The sequence below is a fragment of the Azospirillaceae bacterium genome (assembly GCA_028283825.1).
Classification (GTDB): Bacteria; Pseudomonadota; Alphaproteobacteria; order Azospirillales; family Azospirillaceae; genus Nitrospirillum.
This window is the reverse complement of sequence record JAPWJW010000005.1, coordinates 223,668-245,070: the sequence shown is the minus strand read 5'-3', so window position 1 is coordinate 245,070 and position 21,403 is coordinate 223,668. Positions and strand designations below refer to the sequence as shown.

At 67.3% G+C, this 21,403-nt stretch carries 16 protein-coding genes; 12 read left to right on the top strand and 4 right to left on the bottom strand.

Annotation, left to right across the window (positions count from 1 at the left end; all coding sequences use genetic code 11):
- Positions 1–15: 15 nt before the first annotated feature.
- The 4 genes from PW843_27810 to PW843_27795 form a co-directional block, all read right to left on the bottom strand.
- Positions 16–2,415 (bottom strand): ABC transporter permease, encoded by a 2,400-nt coding sequence (locus PW843_27810; GenBank protein ID MDE1150372.1) that lies wholly within the window; start codon positions 2,413–2,415, stop codon positions 16–18.
- Positions 2,416–2,704: 289 nt separating this feature from the next.
- Entirely contained in the window at positions 2,705–3,814 is a 1,110-nt protein-coding gene (locus PW843_27805) for a S41 family peptidase (protein ID MDE1150371.1), read from the bottom strand.
- A 78-nt stretch (positions 3,815–3,892) separates the two neighbouring features.
- Positions 3,893–4,558, bottom strand: coding sequence for a response regulator (locus PW843_27800; protein MDE1150370.1), 666 nt, complete (start codon positions 4,556–4,558; stop codon positions 3,893–3,895).
- On the bottom strand, positions 4,555–5,958 hold the full coding sequence (locus tag PW843_27795) for an ATP-binding protein (protein MDE1150369.1): 1,404 nt from the start codon (positions 5,956–5,958) through the stop codon (positions 4,555–4,557). The genes PW843_27800 and PW843_27795 overlap by 4 nt, the downstream gene beginning before the upstream one ends.
- A gap of 482 nt (positions 5,959–6,440) precedes the next feature.
- Between PW843_27795 and PW843_27790 the strand changes: the two genes are divergently transcribed.
- The 12 genes from PW843_27790 to PW843_27735 all read left to right on the top strand — a co-directional run bounded on the left by PW843_27790 (position 6,441) and on the right by PW843_27735 (position 21,393).
- Complete coding sequence (locus tag PW843_27790) at positions 6,441–7,046, top strand: DUF4255 domain-containing protein (GenBank protein ID MDE1150368.1); 606 nt, start codon at positions 6,441–6,443, stop codon at positions 7,044–7,046.
- Entirely contained in the window at positions 7,043–8,395 is a 1,353-nt protein-coding gene (locus PW843_27785; protein ID MDE1150367.1) for a hypothetical protein, read from the top strand. The genes PW843_27790 and PW843_27785 overlap by 4 nt, the downstream gene beginning before the upstream one ends.
- Before the next feature lie 63 nt (positions 8,396–8,458).
- Positions 8,459–10,096: a phage tail sheath subtilisin-like domain-containing protein gene (locus PW843_27780; GenBank protein ID MDE1150366.1), complete on the top strand. Its 1,638-nt coding sequence runs from the start codon at positions 8,459–8,461 to the stop codon at positions 10,094–10,096.
- Positions 10,097–10,135: 39 nt separating this feature from the next.
- Positions 10,136–10,585, top strand: a complete 450-nt coding sequence (locus tag PW843_27775) for a phage tail protein (GenBank protein ID MDE1150365.1) — start codon at positions 10,136–10,138, stop codon at positions 10,583–10,585.
- A gap of 6 nt (positions 10,586–10,591) precedes the next feature.
- Complete coding sequence (locus PW843_27770; protein MDE1150364.1) at positions 10,592–11,122, top strand: phage tail protein; 531 nt, start codon at positions 10,592–10,594, stop codon at positions 11,120–11,122.
- Positions 11,115–11,375 carry a DUF5908 family protein gene (locus PW843_27765; GenBank protein ID MDE1150363.1) on the top strand — a complete coding sequence of 87 codons (261 nt, stop codon included), beginning with the start codon at positions 11,115–11,117 and terminating at the stop codon, positions 11,373–11,375. Before PW843_27770 ends, PW843_27765 begins: the two co-directional genes overlap by 8 nt.
- 22 nt (positions 11,376–11,397) lie before the next feature.
- Complete coding sequence (vgrG, locus tag PW843_27760; protein MDE1150362.1) at positions 11,398–13,908, top strand: type VI secretion system tip protein VgrG; 2,511 nt, start codon at positions 11,398–11,400, stop codon at positions 13,906–13,908.
- 21 nt (positions 13,909–13,929) lie between these two features.
- Positions 13,930–14,229 carry a PAAR domain-containing protein gene (locus PW843_27755; protein MDE1150361.1) on the top strand — a complete coding sequence of 100 codons (300 nt, stop codon included), beginning with the start codon at positions 13,930–13,932 and terminating at the stop codon, positions 14,227–14,229.
- A gap of 5 nt (positions 14,230–14,234) precedes the next feature.
- Positions 14,235–14,669 carry a GPW/gp25 family protein gene (locus PW843_27750; GenBank protein ID MDE1150360.1) on the top strand — a complete coding sequence of 145 codons (435 nt, stop codon included), beginning with the start codon at positions 14,235–14,237 and terminating at the stop codon, positions 14,667–14,669.
- A 13-nt stretch (positions 14,670–14,682) separates the two neighbouring features.
- A complete protein-coding gene (locus PW843_27745; protein ID MDE1150359.1) occupies positions 14,683–18,936 on the top strand; it encodes a hypothetical protein in 4,254 nt (1,417 codons plus the stop codon).
- Positions 18,933–21,257, top strand: a complete 2,325-nt coding sequence (locus tag PW843_27740; protein ID MDE1150358.1) for a hypothetical protein — start codon at positions 18,933–18,935, stop codon at positions 21,255–21,257. The genes PW843_27745 and PW843_27740 overlap by 4 nt, the downstream gene beginning before the upstream one ends.
- On the top strand, positions 21,196–21,393 hold the full coding sequence (locus PW843_27735; protein MDE1150357.1) for a hypothetical protein: 198 nt from the start codon (positions 21,196–21,198) through the stop codon (positions 21,391–21,393). The genes PW843_27740 and PW843_27735 overlap by 62 nt, the downstream gene beginning before the upstream one ends.
- The last annotated feature ends 10 nt before the right edge of the window (positions 21,394–21,403 follow it).

Here is a 21,403-nt window from a genome sequence, read left to right as displayed (position 1 = left end):
ATGTTCCTCAGCCCCTCACTCGTACCGCAGCGCCGTCACCGGCGAGGCATGGGCCACGCGCGCCACGTGGACCGCCACCGTGGCCAGCGCCACCGCCAGGGCCGTCCCGCCCACCGCCAGGAAGGTGGCGGGGTCCTGGTCGATGCGGACGGCGTATTGCCCCAGCCAGCGGTGCAGGCCCCACCAGGCCAGGGGCCAGGCCACCAGGTTGGCCAGCAGCACCGGCCGCGCGAACTGCCAGGCCATCAGCCAGACGATGTCGCGCACCCGGGCGCCAACCACGCGGCGCAGGCCGATCTCCTTCGTGCGCCGGGCGGCCGCCAGGGCGGTCAGGCCGAACAGGCCCAGATTGGCCAGCGCGATGGCCAAGCCGCCGAACAGGGCGAAGACCTTGGCCTGCCGCTCCTCCGTCCGGTACATCGCCTCAATCCGGTCGTCGGCGAAACCGCGTTGCAGGTGTTCGGCTTCGGGGTACAGGCGATCCACCAGAGTATTGATGGCGGCCACCGTCGATGGTTGGTCCCCCGACGCCAGGCGGACGGTCAGCAGGCCGCCGCCATGGCCCAGGGTGAACATCAGCGCCTCATCCGCGTCGCGGGCGGAACGGAAGCGGATGTCCGCCAGGACGCCCGCGACCTCCAGCGTCGCGTCCTCGCCAATGAGGCGGTCGCCCACCGCGTCGGCGGGATGGGCGTAGCCCAGGCGCCGGGCGGCGGTTTCGGTCAGCAGGATATAGCGCCGGTCCTTGTTGCCGTCGGGGTTCCAGCCATCGGGCCGCGCGGTGCCGGCCAGCACCGTCAGGCCATAGGTGGCGGCGAAGTCGCCATCTGCGCCGTAGCTGGGCATGTACACGTCACCAGCCGTGGCGCCGTGGGTGCCGGACGGTACCGTCACCTTTTCCATGAACTGGCTGATGTCGGCCGGCGCCAGGTTGGCCAGGGTGGCGGCGCGCACGCCGGGCAGGCGCGCCAGTTCCGCCTTCAGGGTCGCGGCCCGATTGGCGTCATGGGGCAGTTGCCCCACCACGTACAAATTCTCCGCCGCATAACCCAGCCCGGCGCCGCGCGCGTGATCCACCTGGCGCTGCACCGTCAGGGTGGCGATGGCCAGGGCGATGGAAATGGCGAACTGCGCCCCCACCAGCACGGCACGCAGCCGGCCCGACGACGGCACCCCGGCCGGTCCCTTCAGCACCTCCGCCGGGCGATAGCCCGACAGCACCAGGGCGGGATAGAAGCCACCCAGCGCCCCCACCAGCAAAGGCGTGGCCAGCAGCAAGGGCAGCAGGCCACCATGATACAGCATGGCCGGGCTGAGTGGCCGACCCACCAGCCCCTGGAAGGCTGGCAGGCAGACCTCCACCACCGCCAGGGCCAGCAAGGTGCCGACGGCGGCCAGGGCCACGGATTCCGCCGTGAACAGCACCACCAGTTCCCGCCGGCGGGCGCCCACCAGCTTGCGCAAGCCCACCTCACGCGCCCGGCCGATGGCCTGGGCCGTGGCCATGTTGGTGTAGTTGGCGATGGCCACGCCCAGGATCAGCAGGGCGGCGGCGGCCAGGATGCCGACCGTGCCGACGTCGCCGCCGGGCTTGGCCTGGTTGAAGGTCTTGATGTGCAGGTGGATGTCCGGCACCGGGTCCAGCCGCAGGGTCAGGAAGCCGGCGCGGATGTCCTCAGGCAGGGAGGTCAACACCGCCCGGCGCTTCACGAAATCCGCCAGCCGGGCCTGCACCCCCTGGGCGGAGGTGCCGGGCGTCAGGCGGATGTAGACCGCCGTGTCGCCGATCATGGCCCATTCGTCGCCGGCATGGTGGGCCCAGTCCTGGGCGCCGCGCGCCGCGTCCGCCGCGATGGCGGCGAAGGACAGATGGGTTTCGGGAAGGGGCGCCAGCAGGCCGGTGACGGTCAGCACCGCACCACCCTTGACCCGCAGGGTCCGCCCCATGGGATCGGCGTCGCCAAACAGGGTGCGGGCCAGGGCCGGCGACAGCACCAGCCCGTCGGGCCGCGCCAGCGCCGTGGCGGCATCGCCCCGCGCCAGGGGATAATCCAGCACCCGCAGCATGTTGGGATCGGCCCACAGCAGGGACGTCTGGAAGCCACGCGCCCCATCCTGCAACTCGACCTCATCCTCCGCCACGCGGGTCAGGGCCTCCACCTCCGGGAAGTCCTGCGGCAAGGTGCCGGCCAACTGCGGCGTGGTGGCGCCATGGACAATGACGTTGCCGCCCACCGACAGGGTGCTGCCCACCCGGTACAGCCGATCGGCCCCGGTGAAGCCCCGGTCGACCGACAATTCCCCCGCCACGTACAGGCTGACCAGCAGGAAGCCGGCGATGCCCGCCGCCAGGCCCGCCAAATTCAACAGGGTGAACATCAGGTGGCGACGCAGGAATGGCGGCAGGACGATCATGGGCACAGGACAGCTCCCCCAGCTTCGGCGCGAACGATACCGCATCGTTAAGCAAGGGGCATGCCTGATAGCAAGACACTGGAAAGACTAGATCATTTTCCATGCCCCATCTGTTCGCATGCGGACAGTGTCCGTTTGCGGACGCCTGATCCCAAAGCCGCCAGCCCCTTCGATGTTGAGGCCGTCGAGCGGATCGCCGCCGAGGAGAAGGAGGCACCAAGACCGGTCTCCAGGGGCCGACGGCGATCCCCGCACGGTTCAGCGATAATGGGCCAGTCTTCACGGACGGCTACCGAAGGTCCGCAATGCGCTCCTTCGCGGCCTGTCTTGCCCGGGGATCCGGATCGGATGCCATTACCTCCTTCAAGATCTCGATCTGCGCGACGTCGAGAGCCTTGCTTTCGGAAGACGGCAAATCCGGCAGCACGCCCGTCTCTTGCCAATTCGTCTGCGTGACCGGATTGATGGCCCGGCCGGTGGGCACGAAAATCATGAAATGGGCGTTGATCCGCCGCGGCTGTCCGGGATGCGCGCCCCCGCCCTGGGTCGAGGTGCCGACGATGATCGCACGTCGGTTGGCTTTCAGGGCATAGGCGAAATCCTCCGCGGCCGAGAACGTGTTTTCCCCGGTCAGCACATAGACCCTGCGCGTGGAACCATATTTGGTTCCTGAAACGCTGGCCCGGGTCCACCGTTCCTCAATACGGTTTTCGTCGCGCCAATAGATATCGTTGAGATGCGTCGGCGCATCGAAGAGGTAACTCGCGAACAGCATCACCGTGTCGGGATCGCCGCCTTCGCATTCGCGCAGATCGATGATCAGGGCGCGGGTATCGCTGACCAGCGCCATCGCGCCGGCGATCTTCGCGGCGGCCTGCGCCGGCCGGCCGAACGCGCGCAAATCGATGTAACCGATGTTCGACTTGAGCCGCGACACGGTCTGAAAGCCGTAATTCAGGCGCTTCTGGGTGCTCTCCTCCTCCGCCTTCTCCTCAGGCGTCTGGTCCTGGCCCGGCGGCAATTCGGCGATTGGCTTCTCGAAGTAACGCACCGTGAGATGCGCGTCGCCCGTATCCTTTTGCAGGCTGTCGGTCAGTACCTGCGCCAGTTTCTCCGCACTGGTGATCGCGTCGAAATCTCCCTGCGCCATCCTGGTCGCCAAGTGCTGCGCCATCTGGGCGGCCTTTTCGGGAAACACGTAGTAGCGCTCGATAGCGGCGACGGCGCCATCGATCACCGCGGTTCGCGCGGCGCGGTCAATCGCCATGTCGGCCTGAAACGGCGCGAACGGCCCCAAGCCCAACCGGTACGCGGCGAACCCGGCAATCCCGCCGGTAACGGCGATGGCCGCGATAACAGCCGTCGAGATCACCAGCGCCTTCTTCCATTTCCATGTCATGCCCATTTTCCGCCGCCTCATCCGTCAATCGAATGAGGGCACGCTGGACGCGGACTGTGGAGGCAATATGGATGTGGGCTACAGTTCGACGCGATAGCCCACGCCGTACACGGACTGGATGATGTCCGCGCCTGGCAACAGCGCGCTGAGCTTGCGGCGCAGGTTCTTGACATGGCTGTCGATCGCCCGGTCCGTGACGTCGAGATTGTCGGTGCCGGCCACGTCCAGCAGGCGTGCCCGCGACAGGATGACACCCGGTCGCTTCGCCATCGCCGCGAACAGGCGATACTCGGTCGGCGTGAGGTCCAGCACGTGCGACCGGATGCGGACGACCTGCATCTCCTCATCGATCTCGACCGGCGGCGCGTCGGCCCGTTGGCCAGCGGACCGGCGCAGGACCGTCTTGATCCGCGCGATGAGTTCACGCGGGCTGAACGGCTTGCACAGGTAATCATCCGCACCGGTTTCCAGGCCGAGCACCCGGTCGATCTCCTCGACCCGTGCGGTCACCATGATGATCGGAACGTCCGATTTCTCGCGCACGGCCCGGCACAAGGCGATGCCGTCGAGGCCGGGAAGTGTCAGGTCGAGGACGATCAACCGGGGACGCCGCTGCCGGATATGGGCCAGCGCCGCCTTCCCGTCGCCCATCACCAGCGCCTCATGGCCGGCCGCACGAACGTAATCGGCGATCAGCGCGGCCAGGTCGGGTTCGTCCTCGACGATCAGGATCGTGTCGCTCATTGGTGCACCAGGGGCAGGCTGATCCTGGCCTGCAGGCCCCCCAGGGGGGACGCGGCGAAGCCGATCCCGCCCGCATGCGCGTCGACGATCTGACGCGCCAGCGCCAATCCGAGGCCGGCGCCGCCATGCCTGCCGGCGCGCGCCTGTTCGGTGCGGAAGAAGCGCTCACCCAGCCGCCCGAGCGATGATTGAGGCACGCCGGGTGCGGAGTCATCGATGGTGACCAGCAGGGATCCGCCCTCCACCCATCCACTAACCTGAATGTGCCCGCCGGCGTCGGTGTATCGCACCGCGTTTTCGAAGAGATTGACGAACACCTGCCGCATCCGGTCGGCATCGCAGATCACGGTCGATTGGGGCGGCGGGGCATCGATCGTGATCGTCTGGGCCGCCACCGCCGCCCGGTCGCGGAAACTGTCGGCGACCGATCGAATCACCGGCCAAAGGTCGGCGGGGTGCTTCTCATAGCGCAGTTGCGCCCTGTCGGCCTGTGCGAGGGCGTACAGATCGTCCACCCGCCGCGTCATGGATTCCACGTGCGTCAGCATCATCCGGAGATTTTCGGGCGTGGACAGCCGGATGCCGTCCTCCAGGCTCTCAATCTGCGCGCGCAGAACGGCGAGCGGGGTGCGCAGTTCATGCGACGTGTCCGCCACCCATTGCCGCCGCGCCAGCTCGGCCTGTTCCAGGCGCGCGGCCATGTGATTGAAGGTGCGGGCCAGCTCACCCAGTTCGTCACGGCGGCTGTCGTCCATCCGTGCATCGAAGCGACCACTTTCCAGCATCCGGGCCCCCTCCACCAGCTTGCCGATGGGCCTGCGGAAATGGGCGGCCAGCAAGACCGCCAACACGATGGCCAGCAGCAAGGCGCCACCGGCAATCGCCCCGAGCCGACCGCTTTTCTGAAGCAGGAACGCCACGGCCAGCGTGTCGTCCGCATCGTCCGCGCCGGCCACGACAAGGTGGCCCACTGCCCGGCCGTCGACGATCACCGGCAGAGATCGCGTATCGATCGAGCCGATCGCCCGGATGATACGTCCCGGCATCACCCCGCTGAGAATGTGTCCATCGGCATCGACCAGTGCGATCCGGTCGCCGAATGTGCCGGACGTCCGGGCGAACCTGCCGGGGTCCCCCGCCCCCACCGTTTCAATCCGCCGGGCGCGCAGCCAACCGCGACGTTCCTGCGGATCATTGGGCAGGAATGCCCAACTGCCATGGCCGATGTAAGATGTCTCCAAAGCGCGGATCAACTCTCGGCTGCCCGGTTCGGGCACACGGGACGATGCTGCCCCGCCAGTGAGCAGGCTCCATCGGGTTGTGACGACCGCTGCCGCGCCCAGCACTGCCAGGAAGAGCAACACGGTCAAGAACAGTCGAGGACCGATGCCAAATTTCAAACTTGCCCGAGCCCATGCGAACAGAGTGCTGATGGCGCGACAAGCGGCCATCCTCGGTGCCGTTCGCCCTGGATATTGCCTGAGCGATGGCGCCGAACGCCGATAAGCCGTTGAATATTTCCCCGCACCACTCATGAAAGCCTCTCACGAATGAGGCATGGGTGCCATCGGGAATGGCCGCCTGGAATGAACGATCCGTAAGGGCCCTCACCCTTGAGGGCGTGTTCGCCGGCGTTGGCGGCGACCGGCGCGAGAAGCCCTGCCAGATGATCGAAACTAGCCCAGTCACTTATATACTGTCGATAGAATGTTTTCACATTCATATGTCATAAGAATAGCAATTAAGATTTTGAAATGCACTTTTTACGTGATAAACATTCGAAACGCTAATCCGACGCACGTTGCGATGGCGCACCAACGGGCCTGCTGGCCCGATTGTTTTTCTATGCCCCCGCTGTCCCTTGCAAAACGAGCGATATCCCGTGGACGCCATTCGCAACGTGCTGGAGACCATTCGTCAGGCCGCCAACCAATACCTGATGAATCTGGGACATCGCAGCGACGATTGGATTGTGCTGTCGAACATCGTCGACCATAGCGGCCAGGAAAGCGACCTGACCCGGGACAAGGTCGTGATGACCGTCTACAACATCACGCATGAAACGGTCATCGCCAGTTACACGGCGGCGCAACCGGGCACGGGCGGCAGCTTCGCGGTGGTGCAACCGCCGCTATATATCGACCTGCACCTGATCTTCATGGCCAATTTCACCGACCGCAATTATGCGGAAGGCTTGGCCGCCATTTCCCGCACCATCGCCTTCTTCCAGCAGAACCCCTGGTTCACCCATGCGACCACGCCGCAACTGGATCCCGTGGTCGACAAGGTGACATTGGAATTCACCAGCCTGGACCCCGTGGCGGTGAACTACGTCATGGGCATGCTGGGCACGCGCTATCTGCCCAGTGTGTTCTACAAGCTGCGCCTGATCCCCTTCGCCTCCACCGCCATGCAGGCCCGGGCCTATCCCGCCCGCGGCACCGATGCGCAAGGCCGGATGGAACGCCTGGAGGGGACGGCGACATGAGGCGGTTGCCGAACTGGTCCTTCCAATACATCACCGGTTCCAAGGATAAGGGCGCGGCGGCGGCCGATGTCCGGGCGATGGCCACGGAGTACGCGGCCGGCCGCTTCAAGCATCTGTTCAGCGTCAACTTTTTCCACAGCTACTACAACGGCAACCATGACCGGTGCCCCGATCTCCAGGCCATCCCAACGCCGGAGACGATGGAACTGATGCAATCCCAGGCCCTGGTCATGCGTCCCAACCAGGCCGGCTTCAGCGTCTATGTCGACGAAATGCGGATCACGTGGCTGCGGGATTATCTGCTGCGCCAGGGCGCGCCAATCGACAATCCCCCCCCTTGCGCGACCTGTCCGCCAGACGAGCCGGGCCAATCCGAGGCGACGGCGCGGACACTCCAGCCCCAGTACTGGACCCGGCTTTCATTCGCCGTGACCCCCATGGTCACCAGCTACGTCAGCCTCACCGCCATGCCGATCGACCTGAACCCCACGATCCTGAATGGCTACGGCTGCAACAACACATCCCATCGCCTGACCGGCCAAGATACCGGCGATATCCGGGCCACCTTCCATTGCGACCAGGGGGACGACTGGCAATTCGTGACCCGGCCGCAGTTCCCCATGGCGGTGCCGACGGACGCCCTGTGCGTCGACGTGTACGACATCTCCGGCCAGGTCGTGCACTGCCAGAAGATACGGCCCGACGATCCCCCGGACGACTATGTCGCCCCGCATTACGCGCAGGTGAACCTGGGGTCCTTGCCCATGGGGCTGTACAAGTTGCAGGTCCAGACCATGGAATCGCCGCCGCCGGCCGCGGAATACCGCCTTTACACGATCGCCAGCCCGACGCCCCTGTACTTCCTGGACATCCTGTTCAGCCAACCCGCGGACGACAGCCAATACGCCGACGGCGTCTATCCCTATCCGCCCCTGTTCTCCACCGACCCGTTCGATCCGGCCCGGGTGGGCGACATCCAATACAACCTGTACTTCGAAGCCCGCCCGACGCAATGGCGCTACTACGTGGTGTCGCAAAGCCCTGGCGGCATCCTGTCCGACCTGAAGATCGAGGGCCGGGGAATGGAGTTCGTCCGGCGGAACGACGTGCGCCTGCCCACGGGTGAGGTCGCGGCCGTACTGGACGCCATCGCGACCCTGCCGCTGAAGCAGCACCCGCCGGAACGCTTTCGCCTGCGCGGCCGCCGGCGGGCACCGGATGGCCATGAGAGCGAGGTCCGCATGGATTTCCTGCCGGCGGCCCCCAGCACCCCGGTCTGGCCCAACGACAGCGGGACCATTCCCGACCCGCTGTCGGCCGGCCTGTCCGAAATGTTCGTCTATGTCTGAGTCCGGCGTGCGGCCCCCCGCCTCGCGTCCGTCATTTTTCGACCCATGGGGAGGAGAGTTACCATGTCGAGCTTGAGGAACCGCACCACGCCGGGCGTCTATCTGACCGAACTGCCGGCATTCCCGCCATCCATTGTCGGCGTGGCGACCGCCGTGCCCATCTTCATCGGCTATACCGATTTCGCCCGCGACCCTGTCAGCTTTAAGCAAGTCTACATGCAGGCGGTCGAGTTGACCTCGATGGCTGATTACTACAGCTATTTCGGCTATGCGTACGATGTCCAATATGCCGTCACCGATTCCACGGCGGACGCTAATTTCGACTTCGAGGCCGCCAAGCCGGACGGCACGGGCGTCGGCTATTACGCCGTCAGCCCCACCACCACGGGGCATTTCAATCTTTTCACGGCCGTAAAGCTGTTCTACGCCAACGGCGGCGGCATCTGCTACGTCGTCTCCGTCGCCAACTATGGCGGCCAAAAGTCGACGGCCCCGTTCACCGGCACCCCCGTCTCGGTGGACAAGCAAGCCCTGCTCGACGGCCTGGCCGTGGCCCAGGACAAGGTCGGGCCGACCATGGTGCTGGTCCCCGACGCCTGCCTGCTGCCCTATGACGCGGCAAAGAAGGTAGCGACCGATTATTCGGAGGTCGTGTGCGCCATGGTGAACCAGGCGGCCACCCTTCAGGACCGGGTGGCGATCCTGGACCTGCCGGGGGCCACCGATCCGTCGACATGGACCAAGGACGGATTGGCCGCGCAGCAGGACACCTTCTACGGCGCGATCGCGCCGGCGTCGGCCAACTTCAGCTACGGCACCGCCTACGCCCCGGCCCTGCAAACCAACGTCCTGTCCGTCAGCGACGTGGACTACACGAACCTGCAAGGCACGCCCGCCGCGGGGACCAATCAGTTGGAGGGCCTGCTGAAGCAGCAGAACGCCGATCTTTATACGAAGGACTCCGCCAAGTACAAACAGGTCGACACCAAGTTGACGGAGGCGTTCCCGACCACGCCCCCGGCCGTGCCGCTTACGCCGGCGGAAATCCAGGCGCTGGACCAGTACCTGTGCAACGCCCTGCCCTTGCTTCAGCAGGTCGAGGAGATCCTGGTCCACAAGCTGAACGCGGCGCCGGCCAGCGGCCCCATGGCGGGCATCTGGACCAGCAACGACGCCAACCGTGGCGTCTGGAACGCACCGGCCAACATGTCGATGCTCTCGGTGATCGCGCCCGAGGTGCTGGTGACCGATGCCGAACAGGGCGATTACAACGTCCCGCTGAACGGCAACGCCATCAACATCCTGCGCGCCTTCACCAACCGCGGCACGGTGGTGTGGGGTGCCCGCACCCTGGACGGCAACAGCAACGACTATCGCTACATCCAGGTGCGCCGCACGCTGGTCTATATCGAGCAGTCGATCAAGACCGCGCTGCAGCCCTTTGTCTTCGCCGCCAACGACGGCCAGACCTGGGTAACGGTCACGGGCATGATCTCCAACTTCCTGACCGGGCTTTGGACCCAGGGCGGGCTGATGGGCGACAAGGCCAGCGACGCCTTCTCGGTGCAGTGCGGCCTGGGTTCCACCATGACGGGGCAGGACATCCTGAACGGCTATATGGTCGTCGCCGTCACCCTGCAGATGGTCCATCCGGCGGAATTCATCGAACTGACCTTCACCCAGAAGATGCAGGGCGTCTAAGCGCGCCCTTCACGCATCCGCGAAGAATAGGAGAACACCATGACTGGTGAAGTGCAAAACAACATTTGGCCGCTTCCTAAATTCTACTTCTCCGTCCAGATCGGCGGCAACAATGTCAGTTTCCAGGAGGTGACGGGCCTGGATTCCGAGGCGCGGCCCATCGAATACCGGCACGGGGACAGCCCCAGCTTCTACCCGATCAAGATGCCGGGCCTGGGCAAGGTGAGCAACGTCACCATGCGCAAGGGCATCTTCGTCAACGACGCCACCCTGTGGAACTGGTTCAACCAGATCAAGATGAACACCATCGCCCGCCAGACGGTGGTCATCAACCTGCTGGACGAAACCGGCGCGCCCAAGATGGTGTGGACGCTGAACAACGCCTGGCCCACCAAGGTCACCGGCACCGACCTGAAGTCCGAAGGCAACGAGGTTGCCGTGGAAAGCGTGGAGGTGGCCTACGAAACGCTGGTCATCTCCGCGCCGTAAGGTCCCATGCTGGGCAGCGGCCCCTATTACCCGGCACCGGGGTTCTACTTCACCGTCGCAGTGGCGGGCAGTGGAACCCCGCTGCAACTGCTGAGCCGCGCGGACGCCAGTTTCCAGGAGGTCAGCGGGATAGAGGCCAAGTTCGACGTCGAGGACCTGAAGGAGGGCGGGGAGAACCGCTATGTCCACAAGCTACCCGGTGTCGGTCGTTATCCCAACCTGGTGCTGAAGCGCGGTTACGTCACGGCACCGTCCTTCCTGTCGGAATGGGCGGCGCAGACGGTCGGCAGCACCCTGTCCCAGCCCATCCTGACCCAGACGCTGGTGGTGATGCTGCTGGGGGAGAACCAGTTGCCCCTGGTCGCCTGGAACTTCACCCGCGCCTGGCCCGTGCGCTGGGTCACCGGTCCGCTGAATTCCACGTCCAACGCCGTCCTGACGGAATCGCTGGAGTTCGCATACGCCTATGTCACCCGCATCCCGCTGAACGAGGCCTTGGCGATGGTCGCGTCGGTGGCGTTGCTGATCGATGCCTGAAACCAAGCGCCGACCCCGGTCGGCGGAAGCGAGGTGCGACATGCCCCTGGAAATCAGCGAAATCGGCGTCCGCCTGGCCGTGCGCGAGGGCGGCGGCCAGGCATCGGGCCGTTCATCGTCGGAGTGCGGCGGCGAGGGGGACGACCAGGGCGAGATGAACGGCGCATCGCTGAACGATACCCAGATCAACGACATCGTCAGCCGGTGCGTGCGCCGGGTGCTGGCGGTCCTGCGCGCGACAGAGACACGCTGACATGATGGGCAGCCTGGAAAAAATGACCATCACGGCCTATTCCGACGCGGATTTCAACACCGCGGTCGGCAAGCCCTTCACCGTGTGGATCAATCCGGCAACCTACGTCTATAAATTCAAGATCCTCTACAACAACCGCCAGGCCCAGGGCAGCAACGGCCCCTCGCCCGACTTCAACCGCGTCGGCTGCGACAGCGTCTCCTTCGACCTGGTATTCGATGCCACGGGCGTGGTGCCCAGCCCGCTGGCCGGCGTATCGGACGCGCCGGCCGACGGCGTGGCCGGCCTGATCGCGCAGTTCCAGGCGTTGGTCCTGAACATGAACAGCCGCATCCACAGCCCGAACTATGTGAAGCTGTCCTGGGCGCAATTGCAGTTCCAGTGCCGCATGTCCTCGCTGAACATCAGCTACACGCTGTTCAAGCCCGACGGCACGCCCCTGCGCGCCAAGGCCAGCGTCACCTTCCTGGGCTTCACCAGCGAAAACCAGCTGGCCAAGCAGGCCAACAAGAATTCCCCCGACCTCAGCCACCTGGTGACGGTGGCGGCCGGCGACACCCTGCCCGCCCTGTGCCACCGCATCTACGGCAGCAGCCTGTATTACATGGGCGTGGCGGCCACCAACAACCTGACCGACTTCCGCCGCCTGGTTCCTGGCAGCCAGCTGCTGTTCCCGCCGCGTGGCCGGCCCGACATCCGAGAGCGCCAGCCTGCTGGAGGGCCTGTCATGACGGCGCCGTCGCCCCTGCAGGCGGCCGGTGCCCTGGCCACCCATACCATCACCGCCAACGGCAAGGCGCTGGACAGCACCTGGCAGGTGCAGTCGATCGACGTGTGGAAGGGTGTCAACAAGATCCCGAAGGCCCGGCTGGTGCTGTACGACGGCAGCCCCGCGGAGGAAACCTTCCCCATCAGCGAGAGCGACAGCCTGATCCCCGGCGCGACACTGTCGATCACGCTGGGATACGACAACGCGCCGGGCACCACCGTGTTCACCGGCGTGATCTACCGCCAAGGCGTCGAGGTGACGGAGAACGAGGCGTCCAAGCTGATCGTGGAGGCCACCGACATGGCCATCACCATGACGCTGGAGCGCAACAACGCCATCTATGAGAAGACCACCGACAGCGACCTGATCGGCAAGCTGATCGGCAACGCCGGCCTGTCCAAGTCCGTCACCGCCACATCGGGCCAGCAGGATGTCATCGTGCAGTATTATTGCACCGACTGGGACCTCATGCTGATCCGCGCCCAACTGAACAGCATGGTGGTGATCGTGGACGCCGCCAAGGTGACGGTGGCGCCCCCCAACACCGGTGCGGCCCCGGTGCTGACCGTGACCTACGGCCAATCCATGCTGGACTTCAAGGCGGACATGGACGCGGCCACGCAATACACGCCCAGCGCCATCAAGAGCTTCGCCTGGGATCCGGCGGCGCAGGCGCTGGCCAAGTCATCGACGCCATCGGCCCCGGTGTCGGAGCCGGGCAACATCTCGTCCGAAACCTTGGCCAAGGTGTTCAAGGTTGGCCTATACCCCCAGCAGACCGGTGGCGACCTGCCCGCGGCGCAGCTGACCGCCTGGTCCTCGGCCGAGCTGATGAAGGTGCGCCTGTCCAAGATCCGGGGGGCCGTGGCCTTCCAGGGCAGCGCGCTGGCCAAGGTCGGGGCGATGATCACCCTGGCCGGCGTGGGTGCCCGTTTCAACGGCGACGCCTTCATCTCCGGCGTGCACCACAACGTGACCGACGGCTTCTGGCTGACGACGACGGAATTCGGCCTGTCGCCCAACTGGTTCTCCGCCACGGCGCCCGACATCGCCGCCCCCGGCGCCGCCGGCCAGTTGCCGCCCATCAGCGGCCTGCAAACCGGCGTGGTGCAGAAGATCGACGGCGATCCGGCGGGCGAATTCCGTGTCTACGTCACCATTCCCCTGCTGCAGGCCACCGGCACGCTGGGCGTGTGGGCGCGGCTGGGCAGTTTCTACGCTTCAAAAGGCTTCGGCGCCGAATTCTATCCCGAGGTGGGGGACGAGGTGGTGGTGGCGTTCATGAACGACGACCCCCGCTTCCCCGTCATCGTCGGCAGCCTGTACAGCAAGGGACGGGCGCCGCCAGTGCCGCCCACGGCCAAGAACACCCAGAAGACCATCGTCACCGCGTCCAAGCTGCGCATCGACTTCTTCGAGGACAAGAAGGCGGTGGAGGTCAGCACCCCGGGCGGGCAGAGCGTCCGCCTGGACGACGACGCCAAGACCATCACGGTGAAGGACATCAACGGCAACAAGGCGACGTTCGCCGCCGGCGGCATCACCCTGGAAAGTGCGGCCGACCTGACCCTGAAGGCCAAGGGCAGCATCAACCTGACGGCCCAGGCCAACATCGCCGCCAAGGCCAGCGCCAACGTCACGGTCGAAGGATTGCAGATCAAGCAGACGGCACAGACCAGTTTCCAGGCCCAGGGCAACGCGGAGGCCAAGCTGGTGGCGTCCGGCATCGTCACGGTCCAGGGCGCCCTGGTCAAGATCAACTGAACCCGCCGGAGGATGCCCCCCATGCCGCCCGCCGCCCGACTGACCGACATGCACACCTGCCCCATGGTGACGCCCGGCCTGCCGCCCATCCCCCATGTGGGGGGCCCGATCGTGGGCCCGGGCGCACCCACCGTGCTGATCGGCGGCTTGCCCGCGGCCAAGGTGGGCGACATGCTGGTGTGCGTCGGGCCGCCCGACAGCATCATCAAGGGATCGGCCACGGTGATGGTCCAGGGCATGCCGGCGGCCCGCATGGGCGACACCACCGCGCACGGCGGCAGCATCGTGCTGGGCTGGCCCACCGTCATGATCGGGGGCTAGGGGCCATGGGCCAGGACAGCGGTTCCTCCTCATCCTTCCTGGGCACGGGCTGGAGCTTCCCGCCCACCTTCAGCCGCGCCGGCAACACCATCGTCATGTCCAGCGACGTGGCGGACATCCGGGAAAGCCTGTGGATCCTGTTCTCCACCACCCTGGGCGAACGCATCATGCTGGCGACATACGGCACCAACTTGTGGCGCATGGTGTTCACCGCGCTGACCACGACCAAGGCCAATGAGATACGGGACCTGATCGCCAAGGCCATCCTGGATTGGGAACCCCGCATCGACGTCAACGAGATCACGGTCTATGAGCTGCGGCCCCTGGAGGGGCGGCTGAACATCGAGATCGACTTCACCGTCCGCATGACCAACGTCCGCAGCAACCTGGTCTATCCTTTCTACCTGCAAGAGGCGACGCTGCCGCCCGCCCCGCCTTGAGCATCGCCCAGCCATGCACACCGATCCCGGCCCCATGGTGCTGAATGACGCCCTGAGCCAACTGGACCGCCAGCTGGATGCGCCGGCGCCTGAACGGGTGCCCGTGGATGGCCGCAGCCTGGCCCAGTTGCTGGCCTTCGCCGCCGAATACGGCACGCTGATCAATTTCTATGACCTGACCAACACCCGGGACGGTGACTGGTCGGCCTTTTTCGCAACCGATCCCACCATCGCCCTGGCGCTGCTGGCCGGCCTGGACCTGCCCGCCATCGGCGCGGACCTGCAGCGGCTGTTGCGCGACCTGAAGGCAGCGGAAGGGCTGGAGGCGCGCCGGCACCTGTTGCGCCTGCTGCTGGCCGCCATCCTGCGCATGGTCCGTCTGCTGGACAACGGCGCGCAGTCGGACGGCGGGGCCGGCGCGGGCCTGGTGAAGGCCATCCGCCGCGAAATCCAGGGGCCGTTGGGCCAGAACCTGCGGCGCCTGGCCACGCTTACCGCCAGTTCCCCACCGGAACAGGGGCTGCGACTGGATCTGGCCGGCTTGACACCGCACTGGGGCCTGGCCCGGGCGGCGGCCGAAGGCGGCGCGGGTTTCGGCGGCCGCGACCGGGGCTGGATCGACCGGATCATCGCCCTGATCGGGGATGTGGCGGCAACGCTGCTGGCCGCCCTGCAGCGGCTGTGCGCCCAGGCGCGCGACGCGCTGGACGCGTCCATGCGGCAGGAGGGGCACGCCCCCCAGTCCGCCCTTTACATCACCTTCGCCACGCTGTTCTGCCAGCCGCAGACCGTCATCAACGGCTTCGCCCGGCGGCTGGTCGACTATTACTATTACACGATCCTGCGGCAGGACAGCCGCGCCCCCCTGCCCGACCAGGTGTACCTGACATTCACCCCGGTGGACGGCGTGGACCAGGCGTCGGTGCCCAAGGACACGCTTTTCCCCGCCGGTACCGACGCCGCCGGCCAGGACATCGCCTACGCGGCCGAGCGATCACTGGCGGTATATCCGTCGGCGGTGGCCGCACTGCGCACGCTGAGGGTGACGCAAGCCCCCCTGATCGCCGGCAAGGAGGGGGACGACGCCCCGGCCCAGGTGCTGACCGGCACGGTGACCCTGGCCGACAAGCCGCCCCAGATCGCCACCCCTTTCCCGCCATTCGGCGATGACACGGCCGGCAACGCCGGCGTGCTGGCGTCGGCGCCGGCCAGCCTGGGCTTCGCCCTGTCCAGCCACACGCTGATGCTGACCGGCGGAACGCGCACCATCACCTTGCGGCTGACCGTCACCGCCGCCAGCCTGGCCGGCATCGACGGCCACCTGCAGACCATCGGCCAGGCGTTGGACTGCACGGATCCGGCCACGGTGCTCGCGTGGATCCTAGGGAAAGGTTTCATCCTGCGATACTCTGCCGCCGGCGGATGGGTCACGATCCCGACCTACACCGTCAGCTTGCCGGTTCAACCCACCCCGCCGGCCACCTCGGCGGATCAGACCTTCCTCCTGTCCTTCACCCTGCCGGAGACGGCCGACGGCCTGGTCGCACTGGACACCACGCCGCCCGCCGATGGCGCCACGCCCCCGGCGGAGGGCAGCGCCATCCCGACCGCCGACCGGCCCGTGATCATGGCCAGCCTGATCACCGACCGCGTGGCCGTGGCCGGCGACAACGGCACGACGGTCTGGGTCTATCCCTATGCCGTGCTATCGGAACTGGCGCTCAGCGCCATGACCACCGAGGTGTCGGTGAGCGGATTCGCCAACCTCACGCTGACGGGGCCCAACGGCCCCATGGACCCCAGCCAGCCCTTCGCCCTGCTGGGCTCCCCCCCGACGCAGGGTGGCAGCCTGGACATCACGGCACCCGAACTGTTCGTGAAGACGCTGGACAAGCTGTCGCTGTCGATCAACTGGTACGACCTGCCGCAGACGAAGACCGGCTTCGACGGTTACTACCAGGGCTATGTCGTCGATCTGGACGGCAACAGCCCCCCGCAACCGCTGTTCACCAACACGTGTTTCCAGGTCGTCCTGGCGGTGGTGGAACCGGGCTTCTGGACGCTGCCGCTCCCGCCGCTGACGACGGTTGAGCCCTATTACCTGTTCCGCACCGCCAAGGATGATCCCACGCCGGTCAACCAGGAGAAGATCCTGCCGCTGACCGATTTCAGGGATTTGCAGCTGCTTCAGCAGGGCCCCCCCGACTATTACAACCCGGCCGCCAGCGCCCTGCGCGTGACGCTGAGCGAACCGCCCTACGCCTTCGGCGACACGCTGTACGCCCGCAATGTCATGGCCGCCGCCCTGCAAGAAGCGCCGGTGGCCGCAGCCTGCGCCGAAATCTGCGCGCTGAAATGCGCACAGGAAGGGGAATTGGCCGCGGTTGCGCCCGCCCTGGACCCAGCACTGCACGCCAACGCGGAAACGCCGGACGGCAAGTATCGGGAAACCGTGGACGCCGCCTGGAAAACCGCGTTGCAGCGCCTGAACGGCGCGGTGCTGAAGATCGTGAACGACGCGGTGGACAAGGCGGCCCCGGCCCTTTCCGACGTCGAAACCTCCCGCCTGCGGCTGAGTTTGCAGGACGCCCTGTCCGCCCCCCTGGCGGAGGGGGGCGGGCTTCTGTCGCGCCTGAGCAGCCTGGTGCGCGCCTCGGGACCGGAACCCGCCGACATCACCCGCAACCTGGCCGACTGGGTCAGGAACAACCGCCCCAAACTGGCCGCCGCCGGCGGATCCAGCCTGGATGTCGCCCAGGCGGGGCTGGACGCCGCCGCCAAGGTCAACGCCACCTGGGCGGCCTTGGGGGACGTGGGCCCCGGCAGCGCCCGGCCGCAGATGGAAGCCGCCCTGTTGGCCGCCAAAGCGGCGCTGACCGTGCTTCAAGGCACCTGCCTGCAACAGTGCATGGCGGATTGCACGGGCGGCCAGCCCACCAAGACCTATCCCAACACCCCCTGGCTGCCGACCGCCACGTCCGTGGCACTGGATTACGACGCCCGGTCCTACCTGCCTGGGCGCGTCCCGGGCGGGGGTGACACCTTCTATCACCTGCTGCCCCTGAACCAGGTGCGGGCGGTGCCCTGGCCCCTGGGGGGGACCGTGCCCCTGTTGGCGCCGCAGCCGGTGGAGGGGGCGTTGATGATCGGCCTGACCGGCGCACCGCCGGCACTGACCCTGCTGTTGCAGATGACGGCCGGCGACGCGGGATGGAGCAGCGATCCCCCACCCGTCACCTGGTCCCAGGACCTGGACGGCGCCTGGGCCCCCCTGACGGCACCGGACCATCTGCAGGGCGACGGCACCAATGAACTGCAGAACGCCGGCATCGTGACGCTGAAGCTGTGGCCCCAGCCTGGCGGCGCCGATGGCCTGTCCTGGCTGCGCGTGTCGGTGACCGAAGGCGCCGACCGCTTCCCCCTGCTGGCCGGCCTGGCGACCAACGCGCTGACGGCGGCATGGGTGGGACCGGGCGGGGCCGAGACACTGGGCACGCCCCTGCCGGCGGGCACCATCACGGCCAGCGCCCCCACGCTGGACACCATCGCCACCATCGACCAGCCCCTGCCATCCTTCGGGGGACGGCCCAGGGCGCAAGGGGCGGCCTTCCAGATGTGGATGGCCGAGCGGTTGCGCCACAAGGATCGCGCCATCCAGGGCTGGGACTACGCCAACCTTGTGCTGGCGGAGTTTCCCGCCCTGTGGCAGGCCGCCGTGATCCCCGCCGGCGACACCCTGGGCGACCCGAAGCCGGGCGAAATTCGGGTGGTGGTGGTTCCCGGCCCGCAGACGCCCAACATCACCGACACCACCGTGCCCCGCGCCGATCCCGTGCAACTGGCCGAGGTGGGCGCCATGCTGCGCGACCGCGCCAGCCCCTTCATCACCCTGGACGTGGCAAACCCGCCCTATGTCCGCGTCACGGTCCGCGCCTCCGTCAGTTTCCGCGACACCGACACCGTGGCCGCCTGGACCGACCGCCTGAACCGCGACCTGATCGCCTGGCTGTCGCCCTGGCCGCCCACGGGCCTGGGGCCGAGGCCGGCGGACTATTACAGCGAACTGGCGATCATGGAATTCATCCGGCACCGCCCTTACGTGCTGGCGGTTCTGGACCTGGACCTGGCATATGACCCGTCGCCCGACAGCGGTCCCTGCTATCTGACATCCGCCGCGCGGCACCTGCTGTCGGGTGAGGCCTCCGCCGCGCGGCGTCCGGCTACCCCGCTGGCCCTGCCGGCGCCGGCAACGGGGGCCCCGTCTTGAGCGCCCAGTCCCCCACCATCCCGGCGACGCCGCCGCAGGACCCGCCTTTCAGCTACGTCTGGCTGCGGGAGGAGGGCATCAGGCTGGTCCAGCAGATGGCGGGCACGGTCTGGACTGACTACAATTTCTCCGACCCCGGCGTCACCATCCTGGAACAGCTCTGCTACGCCCTGACGGAGTTGTCGTACCGGGCCGGCCTGCCCGTGCCCGACCTGATGGCCGACCCGGCCACCGGCCGCATGGCGCTGGGGGCCGGCGGCCTGTACCCCGCCCGCGCCATCATGCCGGTCAACCCCGTGACCATCGACGACCTGCGCCGGCTGGTGCTGGACCGCGTTCCGGGCGTGGGCAACGTCTGGTTCAAGCCCTGCCCCCCCGCCGACGCGGGCGGGGTCAACGGCCTGTACGACATCGCCATCCTGGTGCCCAACCAGGACCCCTGCTGCCGGTCCGACGGCCCCCTGCCGGATGAGGTGCGCGAGCGCGTGCTGGCCGCCTATACCGCCCATCGCGGCCTGTGCGAGGACGTGCACCAGGCCCGCGTGCTGACCCTGATCGACATTTGGGTGGCCGCCAAGGTGCAGTTGGATGAAGATGCCGACGTCAACACCGTGCTGGCCAACCTGCTGTTCGCGCTGGGCCTGCTGCTGGCGCCGGAACCCAGGCGGACCTCGCTGGACACCCTGGTCGCCGCGGGCCTGACCACCGCGGAAATCTTCGATGGCCCGCTGATGCTGCGCGGCTTCATCGCCGACGACCAGCTGACGCCGCAGCCCACGGCCGTGGCCATGCATGACCTGCTGCGCGTCATGGCGGGAACGGACGGCGTGGTGTCGGTCAGCGGCCTGATGGCGGAGGTGGACGGTGACGACCACCGCTACAGCGGCAACGACATCATCCCGGTGCCGCCGGACAGCCTGCTGTGGCTGCTGGCGACAGCACTGGAGGGCCGTTTCACCATCAGCCTGTTCCGGGGAACGGTGGAATGCCGGCCGGACCCGGACCGGGTGGCCCGGCTGCTGGACGGGCTATGGACGGTGCGGCGCCAGACCTATCCGCTGTGGCCCGACTATGCCGAGCAATATCCGGTGCCCGTGGGCCGGCGGCAGGACCTGTCGGCCTACACCTCCGTGCAGGAGCAGTTCCCCAACACCTACGGCATCAACAGCTATGGCCTGTCCGACACGGCGACAGCGGCCAGGCATGCCCAGGCGCGGCAATTGAAGGGCTATCTGATGCCTTTCGATCAATTGATGGCCGATTATTTCAGCCAGCTTTCCTTCCTGCGGACATTGTTCTCCCCCCGCGCCGGCGGCGCCAGCACCTACGCCGTGCAGTCGCTGGCCCCCATCGTGCCCGACGTCGCCCCCCTGCTGCGCCCCGACTATATGGCCGGCCTGCGGGCCATCACGGCGGCGGACGATCCGGTGGTCCGCCGCCAGTCGGCCATCGTGGACCTGCTGCTGTCGCTGTACGCCGAGCGGCTGGAGGCGCCGCCGCAGCCGGGCTGCACCTGCGATTCCGGCGCGGAGGTGGAAAACGCCCTGCTGCGCGCCAAGCAACAATTGCTGGCCCGCACCGTCCGCGCCACCCGCGACCGGGGACGCGGCGCCGACTATCGCCGCCCCTCGCTGGGGCGCAACGTCCCGGGCATGGAGGTGCGCTGCCGGATCGAACTGGGCGTGGCCGACGCCACGGCGGCGGACGGCGGCGCGGACGGCGCCCAAGCGGTCGGCGATCCCACCCATGCCACCCTGGGCCAACGGCTGCCGGCCGACATGGATGAGGTGGTGATCCGATACTTCCTGCCGGTGGACGGCATCATCGCCACCGACACCACCGAAGGCGCCGCAACGGTATCGCCCCTGGCGGGTCAGCGGGTGGCCGCCGCCCTGCTGCCGGCCCTGGCCATACCGGGGCGCTATCGCATCGGCATCCTGCCCGGTGAGGGCATGGTGCGGGCCGTGTGCCGGGGGGACGACGGCGCCTGGTGGCACATCGGGCATTATCAAGGTGCCGCGGCCGCCATTGAGGCCGTGGGCCGCCTGGCGCGGGCGGCCGGCGGCGGCGGCCACCGGCGCCAGTTGTACATCGTGGACCACACCCTGCTGCGCTGGGCCCGAGGTGCTGACCGGCGACGACGGCGCCTGTTACACCTTCCGCGTCACCGCCGTGATCGCCACCACCCCGGAAGAGGCCGCCGACGCGGGCTGGCGTCGGCAGGTGATCGCCCTGGTGCGGGAAAACACGCCGTCCCACGTGGCGCCAACCTGCCTGTTCCTGGACCGCCGGCGCCTGCGCCGCTTCCTGGCCCGCTATGACGACTGGCTGGCGGCGCTGCGCCGGGGGCCGGCCGGCCGGCGGGCGGAGGCCTGCCGGCGGCTGCAACATTTCCTGGAAACGCACGGGGCAGAGCCATACGACGGCGACCCGGCGGATCAACCCTTCCCCGATTGACGGCAGGAGA